The organism is Streptomyces prunicolor (genome assembly GCF_045162825.1).
GTDB lineage: Bacteria > Actinomycetota > Actinomycetes > Streptomycetales > Streptomycetaceae > Streptomyces > Streptomyces prunicolor.
In genome coordinates, this window is record NZ_CP108676.1 from 805,850 (window position 1) to 824,755 (window position 18,906).

23 protein-coding genes and 1 pseudogene are annotated in these 18,906 nt (G+C 68.6%); 10 read left to right on the top strand and 14 right to left on the bottom strand.

Annotated elements, in window-relative coordinates:
- Positions 1 to 229: 229 nt before the first annotated feature.
- Complete coding sequence (locus tag OG588_RS03620; RefSeq protein WP_405945998.1) at positions 230 to 463, bottom strand: helix-turn-helix domain-containing protein; 234 nt, start codon at positions 461 to 463, stop codon at positions 230 to 232.
- A complete protein-coding gene (locus OG588_RS03625; protein WP_366094567.1) occupies positions 463 to 954 on the bottom strand; it encodes a DUF2975 domain-containing protein in 492 nt (163 codons plus the stop codon). The genes OG588_RS03620 and OG588_RS03625 overlap by 1 nt, the downstream gene beginning before the upstream one ends.
- A 166-nt stretch (positions 955 to 1,120) precedes the next feature.
- Between OG588_RS03625 and OG588_RS03630 the strand changes: the two genes are divergently transcribed.
- The 3 genes and pseudogenes from OG588_RS03630 (at position 1,121) to OG588_RS03640 (ending at position 3,487) form a co-directional block, all read left to right on the top strand.
- Positions 1,121 to 2,116 (top strand): GNAT family N-acetyltransferase, encoded by a 996-nt coding sequence (locus OG588_RS03630; RefSeq protein WP_405945999.1) that lies wholly within the window; start codon positions 1,121 to 1,123, stop codon positions 2,114 to 2,116.
- A 272-nt stretch (positions 2,117 to 2,388) separates the two neighbouring features.
- Positions 2,389 to 2,703 (top strand): hypothetical protein, encoded by a 315-nt coding sequence (locus OG588_RS03635; protein ID WP_405946000.1) that lies wholly within the window; start codon positions 2,389 to 2,391, stop codon positions 2,701 to 2,703.
- Positions 2,704 to 2,812: 109 nt separating this feature from the next.
- A pseudogene (locus OG588_RS03640) lies at positions 2,813 to 3,487 on the top strand (IS5 family transposase).
- A 9-nt stretch (positions 3,488 to 3,496) separates the two neighbouring features.
- Here OG588_RS03640 and OG588_RS03645 read toward each other — a convergent pair.
- The 3 genes from OG588_RS03645 to OG588_RS03655 form a co-directional block, all read right to left on the bottom strand.
- Positions 3,497 to 3,937, bottom strand: coding sequence for a hypothetical protein (locus OG588_RS03645; protein ID WP_405946001.1), 441 nt, complete (start codon positions 3,935 to 3,937; stop codon positions 3,497 to 3,499).
- A 342-nt stretch (positions 3,938 to 4,279) separates the two neighbouring features.
- Positions 4,280 to 5,002 carry an alpha/beta hydrolase gene (locus OG588_RS03650; protein ID WP_405946002.1) on the bottom strand — a complete coding sequence of 241 codons (723 nt, stop codon included), beginning with the start codon at positions 5,000 to 5,002 and terminating at the stop codon, positions 4,280 to 4,282.
- Between the two features lie 241 nt (positions 5,003 to 5,243).
- Positions 5,244 to 5,975 carry an MgtC/SapB family protein gene (locus tag OG588_RS03655; RefSeq protein ID WP_366094565.1) on the bottom strand — a complete coding sequence of 244 codons (732 nt, stop codon included), beginning with the start codon at positions 5,973 to 5,975 and terminating at the stop codon, positions 5,244 to 5,246.
- Positions 5,976 to 6,154: 179 nt separating this feature from the next.
- On the opposite strand from OG588_RS03655, the gene OG588_RS03660 reads away from it, so the two are divergent.
- Positions 6,155 to 6,727 carry a dihydrofolate reductase family protein gene (locus tag OG588_RS03660; RefSeq protein WP_405946003.1) on the top strand — a complete coding sequence of 191 codons (573 nt, stop codon included), beginning with the start codon at positions 6,155 to 6,157 and terminating at the stop codon, positions 6,725 to 6,727.
- 135 nt (positions 6,728 to 6,862) lie between these two features.
- Here the strand turns inward: OG588_RS03660 and OG588_RS03665 are convergent, their stop codons facing one another.
- Together OG588_RS03665 and OG588_RS03670 are read right to left on the bottom strand one after the other, a co-directional pair.
- On the bottom strand, positions 6,863 to 7,264 hold the full coding sequence (locus OG588_RS03665) for a hypothetical protein (RefSeq protein WP_405946004.1): 402 nt from the start codon (positions 7,262 to 7,264) through the stop codon (positions 6,863 to 6,865).
- Positions 7,265 to 7,405: 141 nt separating this feature from the next.
- Positions 7,406 to 8,092, bottom strand: a complete 687-nt coding sequence (locus OG588_RS03670) for a ricin-type beta-trefoil lectin domain protein (protein WP_405946005.1) — start codon at positions 8,090 to 8,092, stop codon at positions 7,406 to 7,408.
- Between the two features lie 373 nt (positions 8,093 to 8,465).
- Between OG588_RS03670 and OG588_RS03675 the strand changes: the two genes are divergently transcribed.
- The 4 genes from OG588_RS03675 to OG588_RS03690 all read left to right on the top strand — a co-directional run bounded on the left by OG588_RS03675 (position 8,466) and on the right by OG588_RS03690 (position 10,743).
- Positions 8,466 to 8,921: an RpiB/LacA/LacB family sugar-phosphate isomerase gene (locus OG588_RS03675; RefSeq protein WP_405946006.1), complete on the top strand. Its 456-nt coding sequence runs from the start codon at positions 8,466 to 8,468 to the stop codon at positions 8,919 to 8,921.
- A 146-nt stretch (positions 8,922 to 9,067) separates the two neighbouring features.
- Positions 9,068 to 9,238 carry a hydrophobic protein gene (locus OG588_RS03680; protein ID WP_366094560.1) on the top strand — a complete coding sequence of 57 codons (171 nt, stop codon included), beginning with the start codon at positions 9,068 to 9,070 and terminating at the stop codon, positions 9,236 to 9,238.
- Between the two features lie 51 nt (positions 9,239 to 9,289).
- Positions 9,290 to 9,640, top strand: a complete 351-nt coding sequence (locus tag OG588_RS03685; RefSeq protein ID WP_366094559.1) for a PRC-barrel domain-containing protein — start codon at positions 9,290 to 9,292, stop codon at positions 9,638 to 9,640.
- A 170-nt stretch (positions 9,641 to 9,810) separates the two neighbouring features.
- Complete coding sequence (locus OG588_RS03690) at positions 9,811 to 10,743, top strand: anti-sigma factor RsbA family regulatory protein (RefSeq protein ID WP_405946007.1); 933 nt, start codon at positions 9,811 to 9,813, stop codon at positions 10,741 to 10,743.
- Positions 10,744 to 10,747: 4 nt separating this feature from the next.
- On the opposite strand, the gene OG588_RS03695 is transcribed toward OG588_RS03690, so the two are convergent.
- The 6 genes from OG588_RS03695 to OG588_RS03720 form a co-directional block, all read right to left on the bottom strand.
- Positions 10,748 to 11,110: an STAS domain-containing protein gene (locus OG588_RS03695; protein WP_366094557.1), complete on the bottom strand. Its 363-nt coding sequence runs from the start codon at positions 11,108 to 11,110 to the stop codon at positions 10,748 to 10,750.
- Positions 11,107 to 12,375, bottom strand: coding sequence for a SpoIIE family protein phosphatase (locus tag OG588_RS03700; RefSeq protein WP_366094556.1), 1,269 nt, complete (start codon positions 12,373 to 12,375; stop codon positions 11,107 to 11,109). The genes OG588_RS03695 and OG588_RS03700 overlap by 4 nt, the downstream gene beginning before the upstream one ends.
- Positions 12,375 to 13,184 carry an alpha/beta fold hydrolase gene (locus OG588_RS03705; protein WP_405946008.1) on the bottom strand — a complete coding sequence of 270 codons (810 nt, stop codon included), beginning with the start codon at positions 13,182 to 13,184 and terminating at the stop codon, positions 12,375 to 12,377. Before OG588_RS03705 ends, OG588_RS03700 begins: the two co-directional genes overlap by 1 nt.
- A 61-nt stretch (positions 13,185 to 13,245) precedes the next feature.
- Positions 13,246 to 13,692, bottom strand: a complete 447-nt coding sequence (locus tag OG588_RS03710; RefSeq protein ID WP_366094554.1) for a hypothetical protein — start codon at positions 13,690 to 13,692, stop codon at positions 13,246 to 13,248.
- 52 nt (positions 13,693 to 13,744) lie between these two features.
- Complete coding sequence (locus tag OG588_RS03715) at positions 13,745 to 14,620, bottom strand: RNA polymerase sigma factor SigF (protein ID WP_366094781.1); 876 nt, start codon at positions 14,618 to 14,620, stop codon at positions 13,745 to 13,747.
- 203 nt (positions 14,621 to 14,823) lie between these two features.
- On the bottom strand, positions 14,824 to 15,678 hold the full coding sequence (locus tag OG588_RS03720; protein ID WP_405946009.1) for a DUF1206 domain-containing protein: 855 nt from the start codon (positions 15,676 to 15,678) through the stop codon (positions 14,824 to 14,826).
- 272 nt (positions 15,679 to 15,950) lie between these two features.
- Between OG588_RS03720 and dacB the strand changes: the two genes are divergently transcribed.
- Together dacB and OG588_RS03730 are read left to right on the top strand one after the other, a co-directional pair.
- Entirely contained in the window at positions 15,951 to 17,222 is a 1,272-nt protein-coding gene (gene dacB, locus OG588_RS03725; RefSeq protein WP_405946010.1) for a D-alanyl-D-alanine carboxypeptidase/D-alanyl-D-alanine-endopeptidase, read from the top strand.
- Positions 17,223 to 17,444: 222 nt separating this feature from the next.
- Complete coding sequence (locus OG588_RS03730; protein WP_266879823.1) at positions 17,445 to 17,732, top strand: DUF6355 family natural product biosynthesis protein; 288 nt, start codon at positions 17,445 to 17,447, stop codon at positions 17,730 to 17,732.
- Positions 17,733 to 17,793: 61 nt separating this feature from the next.
- Here the strand turns inward: OG588_RS03730 and OG588_RS03735 are convergent, their stop codons facing one another.
- Positions 17,794 to 18,792, bottom strand: a complete 999-nt coding sequence (locus OG588_RS03735; protein WP_366094551.1) for a L,D-transpeptidase — start codon at positions 18,790 to 18,792, stop codon at positions 17,794 to 17,796.
- Between the last annotated feature and the right edge of the window lie 114 nt (positions 18,793 to 18,906).

Sequence of the window (18,906 nt, forward strand, 5' to 3'; positions counted from 1 at the left end):
TCTCGGGACGTGGCCCGGACCTCCATGAGGGTCGAGCACGGCCCCGGGATGCTCGCGGAGTCGGTCAAGGCCGGGATGCTCACGGAGTGAGTTGGTCAAGGCCGGGCGGGATGGGCGAGGTCGCGTCGCCAGGAACGGTCTACCGCGCGAACCGGCCGGAACGCGGGGCGTCGAGATCTCAGATCTCCATCAAGTCGGGTCGAGACCTCCATGAAGTCGGATGGGCACGTCATCCGCCCGCCGCAGCCTCGACCTCGACCTCAGCCTCCCAGCGCAACAGGTCCCCCGGCTGGCACTCGAGCACGTCGCAGAGCGCCGCGAGCGTCGCGAAGCGCACCGCCTTGGCGCGGCCGTTCTTGAGTACCGCCAGGTTGGCGGGGGTGATCCCCACCCGGTCGGCGAGTTCGCCCACTGACATCTTCCGCCTGGCCAGCATCACGTCGATGTCGACGGCGATCGGCATCAGATCACCTCGTCCAACTCGGCCTGCATCTGCGCCGCTTCGACGTCGCGCGCGACGGCCTGGACGAGCAGCATCCGCAGCACGAGCACGATGAGCGCGACGCCCAGGATGGCCACGCCGACCCCGCCCATGATGAGGGTCACGCCGGGATCGTCCCGCTGGCCCGGAGCGTTGACGGCCGTGACCGCGAACCACACGAGGGCAGCCGCCACGATCGCGCCGATCACACCGTCCACGTACCGGAAGGCGACGTCGGAGAACACGGTGCCGCGTCGCACCATCGTCACCAGCCGCCATACGCAGACCAGGGCGACCTGGACCGACACCATGCCCAGGATCGTGATCACGCGCAGCGCGGTCAGCGGCAGCGACCCGTCCTCGGGATCCTTCCCACTGATCAACGCCCACAGCATCAACGTCTGCACGAACACGGTGCCGACGAGCACCACCACGAGCACGGCGCGCAGCGCACCCACTGTCAGCTTTCCCACGACTTGCCCTTCCATCGACCCGCGATAGAAATCTATCGATATTCGATAGGTCAGGCAAGGGTCGGGACGACGTTGGGGCTGGTCACGCAGTACAGGCTCGACTCGCACCGCACGGCCTCCGACTTCTGGCCTCCGACCTCCCCAACAGAAGTCAGCCCCCTGGCCGTTGCGTTGTCAGTACGGCGGCGCGAACCGCCACTTCGGCAGCGAGGTCGAGCCGGTCAGCGCGCCGGTCCCCTACGCGAAAGCCGACGGCACGACCGGCACCGACCTGCACCTCAGCAAGGACGGCCAAGCCGCCTTCGCCGCCGACATTTCCACCGCCGAGCTCCGGGTCCTGCAGGCCACGCAACGCCCGTTCGACGCCGACTCCTTTGCCTACCCGACCGCGGCCGCTCCCTGGAAGACGATCCCGACATGGGGCCTGGTCGCAGGCCCGGACAAGACGATCCCGCCGGCTTGCCAGCGCTGGATGTACAGCCGCGCGAACGCCCGCAAGATCGCCGAAGTACCGCGCTCGTCTCACGTCGTGATGATCAGCCACCCCAAGATCGTCGCGGGCCTCATCACGGACGTCGCCAAGGCGGCGATGGGGAACCGTCCCGCGGGTACGAGCGTCCAAACGGGCATGCATCTAGGTTTCCGACTGCGGGAGGCGACCGCCGAGGACGCCGACGTCCTCGCGGACGTGCACACCCGGACCCGGACCGCGTACTACACCGCGGGCGGCATGCCCGAGGAAAAGCTCGCCGACCCCAGTGCATGGAGGCAACGGCGCGACGCCTGGGCACGGGTACTGGCCACGCCGACGCGCGCCACGCAGGTCGCGGAAGACGCGGACGGGACGGTGGTCGGGCTGCTCACTGCCGGGCCACCGCACCACGACGACCTGGACGCCTCGACCCACTACGAGCTGTACCAGATCGGTGTACTGCCGCACGCCTGGGGACGTGGGGTGGGTGGGGCCCTGCACCGGGAGTTCGTCGCGCTGACCGCGGCCGCCGGCTGCGCCGAGGGCGTACTGGAGTGCTGGGCGCCCAACACTCGCGCACAGAGCTTCTACGCCCAGAACGGCTGGCGGCCGGATGGAACGCGCCGTCCAGGACCGCTGGACCATGACTACGTCCGGCTGCGGCTGAAGCTCGTACCTCCCAACTCCTGAGCGGGACTGACTCGACGGCCCGCAGCAGGCAGGGGGGACATAGCCGCGCGAACCTTCTGGATCTTTACGTACCGGACAACTCGCGTGACCGCCTGTACGTCATCTCCCCACGCTCACCGCCCAAGGTCAATCGCAGGGTCGGCTGGTCAGGGTCGGAGGCATGACGTCGCTCCTTGCCGACAGTGCCTTCGACTCGCTCCGCCCCGACGCCGTGCGCGACCAGGAGGCGCTGCGCCTACGGACTATCGCGCGCCCCGGTCAGGCGCAAACAGTTGACCGAACTCACCGAGCAGACCTGGCAGTTGATCTGTTGCTCATCGCTGGTTCTGGTCGCCGGTGTGGATGCCGAGGCCAACGCCGTGGGCAAGCCGTCGGCCAGTGCGCTGGTGGTGGGGATCGAGGAGGTCTACCCGCACTGCCCCAAGGCGCTCCTGCGCGGCGCCGCTTGGAAGCCGGAGCAGTGGCTGCCGACCGACGCCCAGCCGACCTCCGCCGAGGTGACGTCGGCCCAGCGGAGGATGCCGGTGCTGACGATCGCCGACATCGAGCAGGCGGAGGCGGACTCGCTGAAGTACCGGTACGAGTAACGGGCCACCCCGCGCTTCCACAGCCACCAGCGAGACCGCGCCGATCACGACTCCAGACAGGCCCTAGCTGTATCGAAAGTAGATCTTGGCCGTGAGGTGATCTTGGCTTGTGGCGCGTGGAGATCTGACGGACGAGCAGTGGGCCGTGCTGGAGCCGCTGTTGCCGAAGGGCACGAAGCCCGGCCGCCCACCGGTATGGCCCCGGCGGCAGCTGATCGACGGCATACGCTTCCGCGTCCGTACCGGCATCCCGTGTCGGGATGCCCAAGGAGTACGGGCCGTGGGGCCTGGCGTACGGCCTGTTCCGCCGCTGGCAGCGCAACGGCACCTGGCAGCGCATCTTCACCCAGCTCCAGGCTCGGGTCGACGTGCAGGACCTGATCGCCTGGGACCTCAACGTCGACTCCACCGTCTGCCGGGCCCACCAGCACGTCGCTGGGGCGAGGAAAAGGGGGAACTGCAGAAGGGAACCGCCCGGCGGCGTCACCACCGAGCTCGACGACCACGGCCTTGGGCGCTCGCGCGGCGGACTGACCACCAAGCTGCACCTGGCCGTCGAGCAGGGCCAGAAACCAATGTCCCTCGTGATCACCGCCGGGCAGCACGGTGACTCCCCGCAGTTCGAGGCCGTCCTGAGCCGCATCCAGGTGCCGCGGCTGGGCACGCGGTCGAGTGCGGTATCAATCGCCTCAAGAGGCACCGGGCCGTGGCCACGAGGTACGACAAGCTCGCGGTCCGCTACGAAGCCACCGTCCTCGTAGCAGCCATCAACGAGTGGCTGTGACCTGCGATGTCACGTCAGACTATGGCGTGCCACGGCGAGAAACTCCGCCTTGAACGGCTCCAGGCGCTCGGCCAGACCCCCCTCGTCACGCTCCTGCCAGACCGCTTGATTGAGGGCGCGGCCGTAGGCGGTGGTCGGTGAGTGAAGGCCAGGGGCACACAGCAACTCGATGCTCTTCTCGGCTATTCGAAGACCGTCCATCGCCGGCCTCGCCGTCACATACCAGTCATCACCGACCCCCCATTGATACGGCCGCGCATGCGCCACGCCCTCAGCCTCCAGCGCGCACCGAATGAACTCCAGCATGGTCCTGATCTGCTCGGCACGCCGCTCTTCCTCCCGTACCGCAGCTCGCCTTTGTTCTTCAGCCCGGTCAGCTGTCCGTTGCGTCGTGCGCTGGGTCAGATACGTCAACGCACCACCTACAGCCACACCGACCATCGAAATCACGGGGGTCCACACGTCTCCTGCCACGGCCGACTACTACCAGTACCTGCCCATCGACCGCTGCCGATCTTGCGAGACAGGCATATCTGCCCAGATATCGAGCCACCCCAAGACCCACTTCCGATACATGCCATAGGTCTTCTGCAGGGCGCGGGTGTGGACGAGCACCACTTTCGGAGTAGTGATCTTCACTGCCCACCCACTACCGAGCTTGCCGATCGCCAACCCCGGCCCAGCCGGGGTTGGTGATCGAGTCGCTCGCCTGCCGGCGATCCGCAAGGTACGGGCCGAGCGGTGTCCTGGCCGACAGCTTCTGTCATGTGCTGACGGCCTGGCGGGCAGGCCCTACTTCAGGTGCCTGCCGTAGAACCGGAACGCGTCCTCCGACTCGAACCACGGGGTGCCGGTGTGTCCGCCCAGATTGGCGTGCAGTGTCTTCTCCTTGGTGCCGAAGGCGTCGAACAGGTCCAGGGCCCGCTGCCGGGGGTTGCCTTCGTCGTCCCACTGCAGCAGGAGCAGCAGCGGAATGGTGACCTGCTCGGCCGCCTCGCGCTGGGCGCGGGGCACGAACCCACCGGCGAAGAAGCCGGCGGCCGTGATGCGCGGGTCGGTCACCGCGAGGCGGATGCCGAGGGCGGTCCAGCCCGAGTAGCCGACCGGGCCGCCGATCTCGGGCAGCGCGAGGACGGCGTCCAGAGTGGTCCGCCATTCCGGGGCCGCGTTCTCGACCAGCGGGCCGACCAGAGACTCGAAGATCTCGTCGGTCGGCTCACCGGCCCGCATCGCCCCGCCGAGGTCGGCACGAAGCTGTACGTCGGTGGCGGAACGGGGCCGGTCACCGCAGCCGGCGGCGTCGATGGTGACCGCCGCGTAGCCGGCCGCCGCGGTGGCCCGGGCCCGGGCCACCAGCCTGGGCTGCGCCTTGGGCAGGCCGTTGTTATGGGCGATGAGGATCAGCGGGGCCGGCGCGGTGGAGTCGGGCGTCCACAGGGTGCCGGGGATCTCGCCGAGGGTGAATTCGCGCTCGAGGACGCCGTCGTCGAGGCGCTGCTCGGAAGTGAAATGCATGGTCGTGCCTTTCGGGAGGGCTCAGAACGGCGCTCCCGGACGACCTATCGCCCGACCGTGACCCCGGAGGAGAGCACCCATGTGGTTGATGTGTTCACGGGTACCACCTCCTCGTTCTCTCGCACGGCCTCCCGCAAGTTAGCAGTGGTCTCCGTGGCACACCAACAGGTTTTCGCAGCGGCTCCGTGACCGGCACCGCCTCACCCCACACCGGACGCCGCATCGCACAGAGGACACGGCCCTACTCCTCGTCGCCGGCAGCGGTCAGCTCGACCTCCGTCACGCCGTCGTTCTGGAACAGTTCGGACGTCAACTGCCCCGCGTCGGCCGCCCCTTCCAGCCGCAACAGCACCCTCGCGGCCGGATCGGCACGCTCGGGCAACCGGTCGACCTTGACCTCCTGAATACGAAACCCCCTCCGCGTGCACGTCTCCATCAACTGCGGCAGCAACGCCGTCCCGGTCCGATAGGTCAGCCGTACCTCGAACGACCCCGGATCGGCGCCGGGCATCATGTGCGCGAAGACCAGCGGATATCCGCGTACGACGAGAAAGTGCACGGCGGTGGTGGCCAGCGCGAGGATCGGCAGACCGCCACCGCAGGCCATGCCCACCGCGCAGGTGAGCCAGATGGTGGCGGCGGTCGTCAGCCCTCGTACCGCGTCCCGGCGCACGAAGATCAGGCCGCCGCCGATGAACCCGATCCCGGAGACGATCTGGGCCGCCACGCGGGACGGGTCGAAGGAGACGTTGTCCAGGCCGAGGACGTTGGTGAAGCCGTGCTGGGAGACCTCCATCATCAGCGCGCTGGCGATCCCGACCAGCGTGTGCGTGCGCAGCCCGGCGCTCTTCTGCTGCGCCGCCCGCTCCCAGCCGATCAGGGTCGACAGCAGCAACGCCAGCCCCAGTTCGGCGAGTTGACGCAGCCCCTGCCCATTGCTCACGTCCCACAACGGGACCGCGAGTCCGACCACGCGGCACCTCCCTTACGGCTCCTTGCCCGACAGTGCCTCTACCCGGCAGGCCGGAACCATGCCCACCCGACAACTTCCCGACCGACAACTTCCACCTCCTTGACAATATTATTTGTCGGCTGGATCCTGGAGTGGCACGCACACAGGCCCGCACGCACACCGACACCCGAGGAACCGCCATGCGCACCCTGATCAGCACCGCCTTCATCTCCCTCGACGGCGTCATGGAGGCCCCGGGCGGCGAACCCGGCTACCGCAACTCCGGCTGGACCTTCAAGGAGGTCGAGTTCCTGCCCGAGGCGTTCGACATCAAGGGGCGTGAGCAGGAGGAGTCCACCGCGATGCTGATGGGCCGCGCCAGCTACGAGGCGTTCAGCCCGGTGTGGCCTGACATGGAAGAGTTCGCGCACTACAAGACGCTGCCGAAGTACGTCGTCTCCACGACGCTCACCGACGACCGGCTCGTGTCGAACTGGGGCGAGACCGCCATCCTGCGCGACCTCGACGAGGTCGCCGCCCTCAAGGAGACCGAGGGCGGTCCGATCATCGTCCACGGCAGCGCGGCCCTCAACCACGGCCTCGCGGACGCCGGTCTGATCGACCGCTACCACCTGCTGGTCTTCCCGCTGCTGCTCGGCGCGGGCAAGCGCCTGTTCCCGGCCACCGACAAGGACACTCAGAAGCTGAAGCTGGTCGAGCACGCGGTGTACGCCAACGGCCTGCAGCTGAACGTCCTCGACGTCGTCCGCTGACCCCGTTCCGGGAACCGTTCGTCCCGGTCAGACGCCGAAGGACCGCGAGGGCCTTGAGAAACCTTGAGGCAGACCTATTCCAGACCTTGACGAGGAGTCGCTACGACTCCGCGCTGTCGCCGCACGAGCTCTTGGCTACACCTCACGCCACTCACCCAGAGGGTCGGCCGCCCGCGTCCGCATGAAGTCGCGCACCAGGTTCCACGCCCGATCGACATCCAGGACAAAGTCGCCCGTGAACGCGGCGAGGCCGTCCATGACCGGGACTTCGACCTCGACACCCGAGGGCACGGTGCCGTCTCCCACAAGTAGAGACATCCGCCCTGTGTCCCTCATCAGGTGGACCACCGCGTGATCATCTCGGAAGGCCAGGGTCAGCACCGGGAAATCCCTGTTGGGCGACCGGACCTCGACATACCCCTGCCCACGGGAACGCAGGTCGTTGAAGCGGTCTGCCAGATCCCGCACCTCTGAACGTCTCTCCACCGGATGGAACCGTCCCGATTCCGGCGACGTCGCCGCCCACACCACGCTCATCCAGCCCCTCTTCCCCACCCAGGCCATCGCCCACGATCCAGGGCCACGCTCCCACGCTCCACCACGACACGACCACTGGGACCGGGACTGGAACTGAGGCTGGGGCGCATGATCGGGTTTCCAGCCCTTGTAGCAACATGGTCAGCTCAGCTCCCAGTACATCTCGGGAGCCGGTGTCGGGTCTTCGCTCGTGTCCCAGGTCTGGATCGGGTGGCCGGGGTCCACGTACGGCCCGTAGATGGTCAGTTCAAGGCGTCCCGAAGTGATGCGCCCGTCGGTGAAGTGCCACTGCTGGCCGGTGCTTTGGTCGCACGTCGCCACCGTCATCCTGACGCCGCCGTGATCGGCGTCGGTCGTCATGCACCGCCCGTCGCTGGTGACAAGCTCACCCTGGGCGCTGCTCCGCCAGAGCTGGTTGCTCGCCTGGCCGCACGTGGCGGTTTCGACGGTGCCGCCACTAGCCGCCATGCACAGTCCGGCGTAGACGCCCTGGGTCGCCCGGATGTGCGTCCCGGTTGAAGACTTGCGGGGTGCGCTCTGCCGGACCTTGGGTCGGTCGGACGACCCGCTGCTCTCCGTGCTCTCCGTGCTCTCCTTCGGGTGGGCCTGGTTCGAAGGCGGCGGCGTGGGCGTCGACTCGCGCGAGGACGTAGGAGTGGCGGACGTAGGAGTCGTAGAGGACGCCGGAGTAGTCGCATCGTCGGGAGTCACGGCGGTGGATTCCGAAGTGCGCAACGGAGACGCCAAGTCGTAGTCCCTGATGTCACTCGGGACGAACAGCACCACGACAGTGACGATCACTCCGAGCACGGCGACAACCGTCCCCATCGCCGCGAATTTTTCCGCCGTCCCAAGAGAACTCTGCGCGATCCTCCAGCCCGAGAATGCCATGACAGCCAGCACTGCCACCAAGAGAATGACAATCAGCGTTGTCCGAGCCACCGGTTCCCCCACACCCCGAAACCACACCCCGAAATCGCAGAACCATGAACCGTTGTGAAGACGCTATGTCGAGGTGTTGAGTTCCCACCACCGTGGACCAGCGAATCTACGCTCGGCGACGCGGCACGGGGCGTAGGAAAGCCACACAGTTCTGGCCAATGGTTGACGCAATTCGCGAGCCGTTCCTTACCGCCAAAACTGTCGCCTCACCGACATCCCGACCTGGCACCGGACTCCTGCCCTGAGTAGCCTCGGCGACATGCGGATCTCTGTTTCCTCGGACATGGACGAACCCGTGGCCCGTTCCCTCGTCGCCGAGTTGCGCGGCCGGGGCCACGAGGTGGTGGCGTACGGGGCGTTGCGGCCCGGGGACGACCCGCAGTGGGCGGTCTGCTCGGAGGCCGCGGCCCGCGAGGTCGCCGCCGGGACCTCGGACCAGGCGGTCGTGTGCTGCTGGACCGGTACGGGCGCGTCGATCGCCGCGAACAAGGTGCCCGGCGTACGGGCGGCCCTGTGCACGGACGCGTACACGGCGGACGGCGCGCGCCGCTGGAACGACGCCAACGTCCTTGCCCTCAGTCTGCGGCTGACGTCCGAGCCCCTGCTCAAGGAGATCCTCGACGCCTGGTTCACGGCGGAGCCCAGCGCGGACGCCGACGACCGGGAGAACGTGGCCCGCGTCGGCCGACTCGACCTGAACAGGCCTGTGTCGTAGGCGAGTTCGGGCAAGCACACTCTCACCGCAGGGGTCATCGCCCTCGCCGAACCGGCCGTTCTCGGGCTCCGGTTCGGTTTTTTTGTTTCCTCCCGGCGCATGATTTATTTCCGGCAGGGCACTCGGATGCCTGGAGGTCGATACATATGTTTCCCCTGATCCTTGTTCTTCTCCTTGCACTGCTTCTTTTCGGTGCGGGATTCGCCATCAAAATTCTTTGGTGGGTCGCAATCGTCGTTCTCGTCCTGTGGCTGCTGGGATTTGTCGCCCGTTCAACGGGTTCCGGCGGTAACCGAGGGCGTTGGTACCGCTGGTAGGAGATAAATCACCGGTCTCTCCCTTCACCCGCAATAAAGTGAGGTTTATACATGGCTGACAACATGTGGGACTACCAGGCCGAGTCGGGCCACCAGACCGGTACCGATCTGACCGGATTCAAGGTCGAGGCGAGTGACGGCTCGATCGGCAAGGTCGACAAGCACTCCGAGGACGTCGGCGCGATGTACATCGTCGTCGACACCGGTGTGTGGATCTTCGGCAAGCACGTACTGCTGCCCGTCGGCACGATCGCGTCCATCGACGTGGCGGGGCGGACGATCCACGTCGGCCGTACGAAGGAAGAGATCAAGAACTCCCCGGAGTTCGACAAGGACAAGCACCCTGGTGACGCCGGGTACCACGAGCAGGTCGGCGGCTACTACGGGCATCCGCGCGCCTGATCGGTGTTCCGCGGTTCAACAGGGTGGTGGGCACCGGCAGTTCGGCCGGTGCCCACCACCCTGTCGTGCTACCCCCGTAGACTGCCGGAGCGGTGACCGCCGTCCGCCTTGTCACCGTGTGCCGTGGACGTCTCCTGGCCCGGCCCGACAAGGATCGAGGTGGCGGCGCGATGAGTACGGCCACCACCGGTGATCCGTTCGTGCACCCCGCGCTGTTCTACCGGGGCGAGCAGCAGTACACGGCCGGTACGGTGCCGTTCGTGCGGGCCGGGCTGGCCGCCGGGGAGGCTGTCGCGGTCGCCGTTCCCGGACCCCACCTCGAACTGATCAAAGCCGGCCTCGGGTCGAGCGCCACCAACGTACGGTTCCTCGACATGACCGAGGTCGGCCGCAACCCGGGGCGGATCATCCCCGGCGTGCTGCGGGCCTTCGCCGACGCCCACGGCGACCGCGGCCGGGTGCGGATCATCGGGGAGCCGATCTGGCCGGGCCGTACCGCCGTCGAGTACCCGGCGTGCGTCCAGCACGAGGCGCTGATCAACTCCGCGTTCCAGGATCGCGAGGTGACGATCCTCTGCCCGTACGACGCGGACCGGCTGGAGGCCGACGTGCTCGTCGACGCCCGCGCCACCCACCCGGTCGTCATCGACGAAGACACCCGACTGCCCAGCCCCGCCTACGATCCGCAGCGCGTGATCGCCCGCTACAACGAGCCGCTCCCCCGTCCACCGGGCGCGGCCTCGATCTCGTTCGACGCGGCAGAGCTCCCCAAGTCCCGTTATTTCGCGGTCCAGGAGGCCGAGCGGCTGGGCCTGGCGGGCGTACGGCTGCAGGATCTGACGTTGGCCGTCGCGGAGTTGACCACCAACAGCGTGCTGCACGGCGGCGGTTCGGGGACGCTGCGGATCTGGGCCGAGGACGAGCGGATCGTCTGTGAGGTGTGGGACCACGGCCGTCTGTCGGATCCGCTGGCCGGCCGACGACCGGCGTCACGCGACCAACCCGGCGGACGCGGCCTGCTGTTGGTGCACTACGTCGCCGATCTCGTCCGCGTCCATACGGCTCCGGACGGCACAACCATCCGTTTCTACCTGGCCCGTTGACGTCCTAGGGGCGGGTCGTCGGCGGTGTCCAGGCCGCTTCGGCGGCTTGCGCGGTGGGGTGGGTGGTGAAGACCTGGTCCAGTCCGACCATCTGGAAGATGCGGCTGATGTGGTCGGGGACCGCCGCCAGGGAGATGCCCGCCCGGGCGGCGAGCGCGTGGTTGCGGGCCGCGAGCAGGGCGGTGATGCCGCTGGAGTCGCAGAACGTGACGCCGGTCAGGTCGACGACGAGCTGCGAGCCGTCCTGGAGCGCCAACTCCGGGAGGAGTTCACGCACTTGGGCGGAGCTGTCGTAGTCGAGTTCCCCGGTCAGCTCGACGACGGGCCCCGCGGGCGTGGTCCGGGTGCGGATGGCGAGTTGAGTCACGGCTGCTCTTCGCTGGTGGGTCGGGGCACGTTGATGGCGAGTACGGCGGTGTCGTCGTCGACGCCGGTGCCGAAGGTGTCGAGCAGGTCGCGGATCGCGGCGACGGTGTCGGAGGCGGTGGTGGGTGCCAGGGCGCGGACGAAGTCGAGGAGGGCCTCGTCCCCGTAGCGGCCACCGCCCCTGGTGCCGTCCGGGTGGGCCTCGGTGAGGCCGTCGGTGTGCAGCAGCAGGGTGTCGCCCGCCGCCAAGTGCACGGTGGCGGTGGCGATATGGGCGTCGGACAGGACGCCGATGAGCTGTCCGCCGGGGGTGTGCACATGGTCGGCACTGCCGTCGGCGCGCAGCAGCAGGGCGGGCGGGTGGCCGCCGCTGGCCAGGGTGATGCGGAAGCCGCCGCGGTCGCCCTCGGGGGTGAGCAGGCCGAAGACGACGGTGCAGAACCGCGGGTCGTGGCCGTTGTACTCGTGGTGCAGGACGGTGTTGAGGTTGCCCAGGACGGCGGCCGGGTCGGGGTCGTAGACGGCGGCGGCGCGCAGCGTGTAGCGGGCCAGCGAGGTGACGGCCGCCGCCGCGGCGCCCTTGCCGCAGACGTCCCCGAGGAACAGCCCCCAGGTCCCGGCGGAGAGGGGGAAGAGGTCGTAGAAGTCGCCGCCGACCATGTCGGTGGAGGCGACGTGGTAGTGCGCGGCCACGTCAAGTCCGGGCACGTTCACCAGAGTTGGCGGCAGCAGGGTCTGCTGGAGGGTGGCGTTGAGGCGTTTGAGTTCCTCGCGTTCGAGTTCCGCCTCCTTGCGGGCGCGCAGCAGTTCCGTCTCGTAGGCGCGGCGGTCGCGGGCGTCGAAGACGGTGGTGCGGATCAGCAGCGGTCGGCCGTCGCCGCCGGTCTTGACGGTGGAGGTCACCAGCACGGGCAGCCGGGTGCCGTCGAGGGCCTTGAGTTCGAGGGCGATGCCGCTGACCTCGCCCTGCATCCGCAGCAGCGGGCCGAAGTGGGTCTCGTGGTAGAGGCGGCCGCCCACGGTCAGCAGGTCGGAGAAGGTCCTGCGGCCCACCAGGTCGCCGTGGTCGTAGCCGAGCCAGTCGAGGAGCGTGGTGTTGATCTTCGCGATGGTGCCGTCCAGCAGTGTGGAGAGGTAGCCGCACGGCGCGTGTTCGTACAGGTCCTCGGCGCTGTCCTCCAGGAGCGCGGAGAACATCGCGTGATCGTCGCCGGGGTGTTGTGGACGTGGCTGATCGACGCTCTCGCTGTCGCCGCTCGCGCTCATCAGCGCCCGGCTCGGACGAAGTCGGTGATCGCGGCGGCCGTTTCCTCGGGCGCGGCGAGCTGGGGGCAGTGCCCGGTCGCGTTCAGGGTGACCAGGCGGCTGCCCGGGATCCGGGCTCGTACGAAGGCTCCGACCTCCGGGGGCGCGATCGCGTCGGCGGAACACTGGGCGACCAGCGTGGGCACGCCGACCTCGGCGAGGTCCTCGCGGTTGTCGGAGAGGAAGGTGACGCGGGCGAAGACACGGGCGATGTCGGGATCGGCGCGGCAGAAGCTGTTGGTCAACTCCTCGCCCAGTTCCGGGCGTTCGGGGTTGCCCATGATCACCGGTGCCATGGCGCCCGACCAGCCCAGGTAGTTGGCGTCCAGCGACTCCAGCAGCTCGTCGATGTCCTCGGCGCTGAACCCGCCGCGATAGCCGGTGGCGGGATCGTCGACGAAGCACGGCGAGGGGGCGAGCAGCACCAGCCCGGTGAACGCCTCCGGCTCGCGGGCCGCGGCCAGGACGCCCATCATCGCGCTCACGGAGTGCCCCACGAACGTCACCGGGCCGAGCGCCAGTTCACGGCAGATCTCCAGCACGTCCTCGGTGTAGCCGTCCAGCGTGGAGTGGCGCTCCGGGCTCCAGGCGGACGGATCGGAGCGTCCGGCGCCCACATGGTCGAAGAGCACCACGGTGAAGTCGCGTTCCAGGAGCGGTACCACCAGCCGCCACATGTGCTGGTCGCACCCGAAGCCGTGCGCCAGCATCACGACCGGCCCACCGGCGCGGCCCGACACCGTCACATGGTTCCTGCTCCGCGTACTCATGCGGCACATCCTCACAGACCGCCTGCTTGTCCACCCGCCGCGCGCACCCGGTACCGACGTCTCAGGGCTGCTTCGGCTTGCCCAGGGACCAGCCGGACACGTCCGTGAGCCGGCCTCGCCACAGGGGCATGACGGCGGTCCCGCCCCCGCCGACGACGCCCGTGGCATCGCGCAGATGGATCCACTGCGGCAGCCGTTGCGGGCCTGGTCCGCCCTGCTTGTCCTCGACCGCCTCGTCCACCTGCTGCGGGAACCGCTCCAGCAGATGCGCGCCGGGGCCGTCCATCCCGTGCAGGCTGCGCGCCCAGTCGGTGGTCCATGCCTCGTGGGAGATGAGATCGCCGTAGAGGAAGGCGCCTGAGACGGTGAGGGTGATGGGCAGGGCCGCTTCCGCGTCCTGGCCGATCAGCCGTACCAGCATCTGCAGTTGGAGGTCGGGAACGGGCTCCGTCACGATCGGTGCGGCGGGCTGGCGCAGGGGGTCGTGGTCGGTGCTCGTGGTGCTCATGCGGGGTGGTCCTTCCGGTGCCGCGCGAAGGTGAGTCTGTCGGGCGGAGGGATCAGGTGGGCAGGAGGCCGGTGCGCAGCTTGGCGAGGGTGCGGTTGAGCAGGCGGGAGATGTGCATCTGCGAGAGGTTCAGTACGCGGCCGATCTCCGCCTGGGTGAGCTCCTGGCCGAAGCGCATCTCGATGATGGTGCGCTCCCGCTCGTCGAGCTGTTGCAGCAGCGGGCCGAGCGTGTGCAGGTCCTCGAACAGCTCCAGCGCCGGATCGTCGTCGCCCATCGTGTCCGCGTACTTGGGCGCGCTGTCGGCCTCGTCGTCGCCGCTCGGGGTGTCGATGGAGCCGGCGACGTAGCCGTTCGCGGCGACCAGACCCTCGATGATCTCGTCCTCGCTCAGCTCCAGATGGGCGGCGAGTTCCTTCACCGTGGGAGTACGGCCCAGCTCGGTGCCGAGGGTCTCCTTGCTCTTCGCGAGGTCGACCCGGAGTTCCTGGAGGCGCCGGGGGACGTGCACGGCCCAGGTGGTGTCGCGGAAGAACCGCTTGATCTCGCCGAGGATGTAGGGGATCGCGAAGGAGGTGAACTCGACCTCGCGGGTCAGGTCGAAGCGGTCGATGGCCTTGATCAGACCGATCGTGCCGACCTGGATGACGTCCTCCATGTCACCGCTGCCCCGGTTGCGGAACCGGCGCGCGGCGAAGGACACCAGCGACAGGTTCATCTCGATCAGCGTGTTCCGCGCGTACTGGTACTCCTGGGTGCCCTCCTCCAGCTCCTGGAGCCGGTCGAGGAAGATCCTGGACATCACGCGCGCGTCCTTGGGAGCGACCTTGGCCCCGTCCTCGATCCACGGGAGGTCGTCCACGACATCCGGTGTTCCCACGCGGACAGGAGCAGTTGCTTCGAGCGTCTTCACGGAGGAAGCCACGATGCCGCCTTAACTGGAGAACAGGACGAACGTCGCGTGCCCCCTTCGGGCACAACCATGTCTCCCCGGACCTCACAATTCCGCAGCCGACCTGAAAACCTGCCCCGCCGACCCTCGCCGACACGAGAAGTGCGCGCACTTTCACACCACTTCAGGGGATCTTCACACCACTTCGGCGGTGCTACGACGATGCCGGGTGCCGGGGTTCACAGGCGGCGCCAGCGTGCCGAGGCGAACGAGAAACCGCCGAACAGCACCAGCCCGACAGCGACGGCGACCAGCAGCCACGGCCCCGCCGGAGTGTGCGCGAAGGTGCGCAGGGTGGCGTCCATGCCCTTGGCCTGGTGCGGGTCGAAGCGGATGGCGGCCACCAGCGCGAACACACCCACCCCGGCGAAAACGACACCGCGCGCCACACCGCCGCCCACACCGAGGGCGGTGACGGCCTGCCGTACCCGGCGGCTCATCTTCCCGGTCTCCAGCTTCCGCAGGAAACGCCGCATCACCGCACGCACCGCGAGGGTCGCACCGACTCCGATCAGGACGCAGCCGGCGATGCCCACCAGCACCTGACCGCCCGGCAGTTTCAACGCCGAGGCGGTCCAGTCCTGCGACTTCGCGTCACTGCCGGACTGCCCGCCGGTCCCGGCGGCGAAGGACGCCGTACCCCAGCAGACGAAGCCGTAGAACACGGCGCGGCCGGCGTTCATCAGGCGTGAACCGACCTTGTTCTTGGGCCCGTTCGCCAGCAGCGCCTCGGACGCCCGCCAGATCGCCATACAGCCGAAGCCTACGACGAGCAGCCACAGCATCCACTTCCCGAAGGGCTGCGCCGCGACCTGTTGCAACGCGCCCTGCCGGTCCGCCTCCCGGCCTCCGCCGCCGAACGCGATCTGCAGGGCGAGCGCGCCGACGAGGACGTACACGACACCGCGTGCGACGAATCCGGCGCGCCCTGTGACGGACAGCGCCTGCTTGCCCTCGGCCTCTCCCGGGGCGTGACTGCGGGCGGTCGAACTCGCCCTCCGGAGGCCCCACTTGTGCGTGTGCGACGAGGTCATGGTGCCTTTCCTGGAAATGCTGGGCGGCCTGGACGTGGACGCACGGTGCGCGTCCCGTACTGTCGCGTGCCCCCGGTGGAGGCTTCGATGTGCGCCGCGGGGGACGGTCTCGTCCGATCACGCAACAAAGGCCTCTCACAGCTGTTACTTTCGCTTTCAAGATCCCCGGATCTTCCGTCCCCTCCCCCACCCACACACCCCGCGGCGAGGCCCCCATGCCCAACTCCCCCTCCGTAGACCGTGCGAGCGGACGTCACCGCAAGAGCAGAACGATGAGTCCGGCGCTGCGCCGTGCCGCCGTCATCGTGGTGACCGCCCCCGTCGCCGGGACGATCCTGTTCGGCACCTCCGCCTTCGCCGCCGAGCGGACCGTCTCCACGACCGCCACGCTCGACCCCGCCGAGCAGAAGATCGCGGACAACCTCGACACCCGCGTCCAGGACGTCCGGCTGGGCAGCACGTTCAGCGGTGTCGTCATCGACTCCCAGTCCCGGACGGCCGTTTGGGGCCATGACGCGAGCACGGCGCTGATGCCCGCGTCCAACACCAAGCTCGCCACGTCGACCGCCGCGCTGACGGTCCTCGGCCCCGATCACCGCTTCACCACGAAGGTCGTCTACGACAACGGCACCCTCACCCTGGTCGGCGGCGGGGACCGCACGCTGACCACCGCCGACCTCACCGCCATGGCCACAACTGCCGTAGCGGGACTGAAGAACGCGGGCCTGACCTCGGTGAAGGTGGTGGTCGACGACAGTCTCTTCCCCGCGCCCACCCTCGCCACCGGCTGGAACGACGGCTACTACCCCGACTCCATCGCTCCGGTACGGGCGTTGGTGGTCGACGGCCGCCACGTCACGGACACGTCCCTGGACGCCGGCCAGATCTTCGCGAAGCTCCTCGCCAAGCAGGGTGTCACCGTCACCGGGAGCGTCGCGCACGGCACGGCCGGCACCGGGGCCGTCCCCGTGGCGCAGCACGAGTCCGCCGCGCTGTCGGCCGTCGTGGAGCACATGCTCAAGGTGAGTGACAACGATATCGCCGAGACCCTGCTCCGGATGACCGCGCTGGCCGCCGGCCGGCCGGCCACCTTCGAGGACGGCACGGCGGTCGTACGCCAGGTGCTCACCCGGTACGGCGTGTCCCTGGACAACTTCGAGATCCACGACGGCAGTGGGCTGTCCCGCTCGAACCGCATCCCGGCCCAGACCATCGCCGACATCCTCCACCTGGCCGACGACCCCGCGAACGGCCCGACCCTGAAGTTCATCGTGGACGGGCTGCCCGTCGCGGGTGAGGCGGGTTCGACGCTGGGCCCCGAGTGGGGCCGCTTCGACACCGCGGACTCGCAGTGCGCCGTCGGAAAGGTCAGTGCCAAGACGGGCACGCTCACCGGCGCGATCGCGCTGAGCGGACTGACGAAGGCGGAGGACGGGCGCTGGAAGATCTTCTCGTTCATCGAGAACAACTCCACCGCCGCCCCGGACGCCACCAAGGACGCCCTCGACGGCCTCGCCGCGACGGTCAACGGCTGCTGGGTGTAAGCAGCGGCGGTGGCGGAGGGACCGACACGGTCCCTCCGCCACAACCATCCGATTGACGTAACGACAAATCGATTCGCCGGGTGATCGCGGTGGCATTCAGCCAACCGCGCAGGTCAGTACGGCAGTCTCGGTGGGGCAATCCTGGAGCGGCTCTCCGCCCGGTCGACAGAGACCGGCGGCGGCAGCTCCAGCACCGTTTCCTCCCCTGACCAAGGAGTTCCCTTGCGTTTTCGTCGTACGGTGATCAGCGCCCTCGGTTCCGCCGCCCTCGTGCTGACCTCGCTCGGCACGGTGGCCGCCGCGAGTCCCGCCGCGGCCGGCCCCTGCGGTTTCTACGAGACCGGGTCCGACGCCTTCTACCGCCACTGCACCACCGACGGCTCGCAGGTCGTCATCAAGGTGGAGGTCGCCCACGCGCGCGACTACGAGCGGTGCGTCGCCCACGGCACGACCTGGCTGGGCTCCGCCCGCAAGATCCAGGGCGCGCACTACGCCGGGCGCACCTGCTGACACCGGTCGACGTACTGCGGCGGTGACGTCACCTGTTGCCAGGTGACGTCACCGTGGTGCGTCACAGCGCCGCGGTCGTCCCCTCGCCGGAGCCGCTGCCCGCGAGCCACTGGTCCCAGCCGAGGTTGAAGTCGGCGTAGCCGTTGTCGGCCGGGGCCTTGCCGCGGGGCGAGCCGGTGATGGTGATGGGGTCGCCCTGCTTGACCTGGCCGTAGAACCACTCGGCGTCCGACAGGGACAGGTGGACGCAGCCGTGCGAGCCGCGGGCGCTGCCGCTGCCCGGGTTCGGGTCGCCGGTGGAGTAGTGCACGTAGGTGCCGGACTGGGTGAGGTGGATGTCCCAGGGCAGCGTCAGGTCGTAGTAGTTGGCGCTGCCCTTGTCGCAGCTGATGCCGACGCTGCAGGAGGTCATGTGGACCTTCTTCTGCTTGTCGATGACGGCCATCGTGCCGTCCCACGTCGGGTACTCGGCGCTGCCCGCGTTGATCGACAGGGTGCGCACCGCCGCGCCGTTCTTGGTCACCTTCATGGTGTGGTTGGTGACGGAGACGTCCGCGCGGACGTCGTCGCCGATCTTGAAGGTGTGCGTGTAACTGTGCACGCCGTAGCGGCCGTTGCCATTGCTGACGCCCTTCATGTCGGCGTCGATCTTCACCGTCGTGCCGGAGGGCCAGTACGTCTTGGGGCGCCAGTCGACGCGCTTGTCGCCCATCCAGTGCCAGGCCCCGAGCACCGACTGCGAGGCGCTGACCTTCATGTGCTTCTCGACCGTGGCCCGCGCCGTGGAGGACACCGGGTTCGTGAAGATCACCGAGATCGGCATGGCCACACCGACCGTGGTGCCCGTCTGCGGGGTGATCGTGTCCAGCAGCATCGGCGGGCCCAGGGGCTTCGTCGGCGACGGAGAGGCGGTCGCACTCGCCTTGCCCGACGCCTTCGCGTCGTCGCCGCTCGCCTTGTCGCTGCCACCTCCGCCGCAGGCACTCGCGCCCACCAGCACCGCACCCGTGACGAGTGCGATCCCTATGCTGCCCTTGCGCCGTCCCACGACTTGCCCCACTCTCTAGCTCCTCGACCCTGACGGGCCCGACTCATTGTCAGACAGCGACAGAGGGGGCGTCAGTTGCGTGCCGCGTGTAAAACGTGTCTCAAGACTCGGTACGCACCGAGTGAT

Coding starts and splice junctions, on each gene's coding strand:
- OG588_RS03620 (WP_405945998.1), bottom strand. CDS start 463: ATGCCGATCGCCGTCGACATCGACGTGATGCTGGCCAGGCGGAAGATG.
- OG588_RS03650 (WP_405946002.1), bottom strand. CDS start 5,002: ATGCATTTCACTTCCGAGCAGCGCCTCGACGACGGCGTCCTCGAGCGC.
- OG588_RS03660 (WP_405946003.1), top strand. CDS start 6,155: ATGCGCACCCTGATCAGCACCGCCTTCATCTCCCTCGACGGCGTCATG.
- OG588_RS03665 (WP_405946004.1), bottom strand. CDS start 7,264: ATGAGCGTGGTGTGGGCGGCGACGTCGCCGGAATCGGGACGGTTCCAT.
- OG588_RS03670 (WP_405946005.1), bottom strand. CDS start 8,092: ATGGGGACGGTTGTCGCCGTGCTCGGAGTGATCGTCACTGTCGTGGTG.
- OG588_RS03675 (WP_405946006.1), top strand. CDS start 8,466: ATGCGGATCTCTGTTTCCTCGGACATGGACGAACCCGTGGCCCGTTCC.
- OG588_RS03680 (WP_366094560.1), top strand. CDS start 9,068: ATGTTTCCCCTGATCCTTGTTCTTCTCCTTGCACTGCTTCTTTTCGGT.
- OG588_RS03685 (WP_366094559.1), top strand. CDS start 9,290: ATGGCTGACAACATGTGGGACTACCAGGCCGAGTCGGGCCACCAGACC.
- OG588_RS03690 (WP_405946007.1), top strand. CDS start 9,811: ATGAGTACGGCCACCACCGGTGATCCGTTCGTGCACCCCGCGCTGTTC.
- OG588_RS03700 (WP_366094556.1), bottom strand. CDS start 12,375: ATGAGCGCGAGCGGCGACAGCGAGAGCGTCGATCAGCCACGTCCACAA.
- OG588_RS03705 (WP_405946008.1), bottom strand. CDS start 13,184: ATGAGTACGCGGAGCAGGAACCATGTGACGGTGTCGGGCCGCGCCGGT.
- OG588_RS03710 (WP_366094554.1), bottom strand. CDS start 13,692: ATGAGCACCACGAGCACCGACCACGACCCCCTGCGCCAGCCCGCCGCA.
- OG588_RS03720 (WP_405946009.1), bottom strand. CDS start 15,678: ATGACCTCGTCGCACACGCACAAGTGGGGCCTCCGGAGGGCGAGTTCG.
- dacB (WP_405946010.1), top strand. CDS start 15,951: ATGAGTCCGGCGCTGCGCCGTGCCGCCGTCATCGTGGTGACCGCCCCC.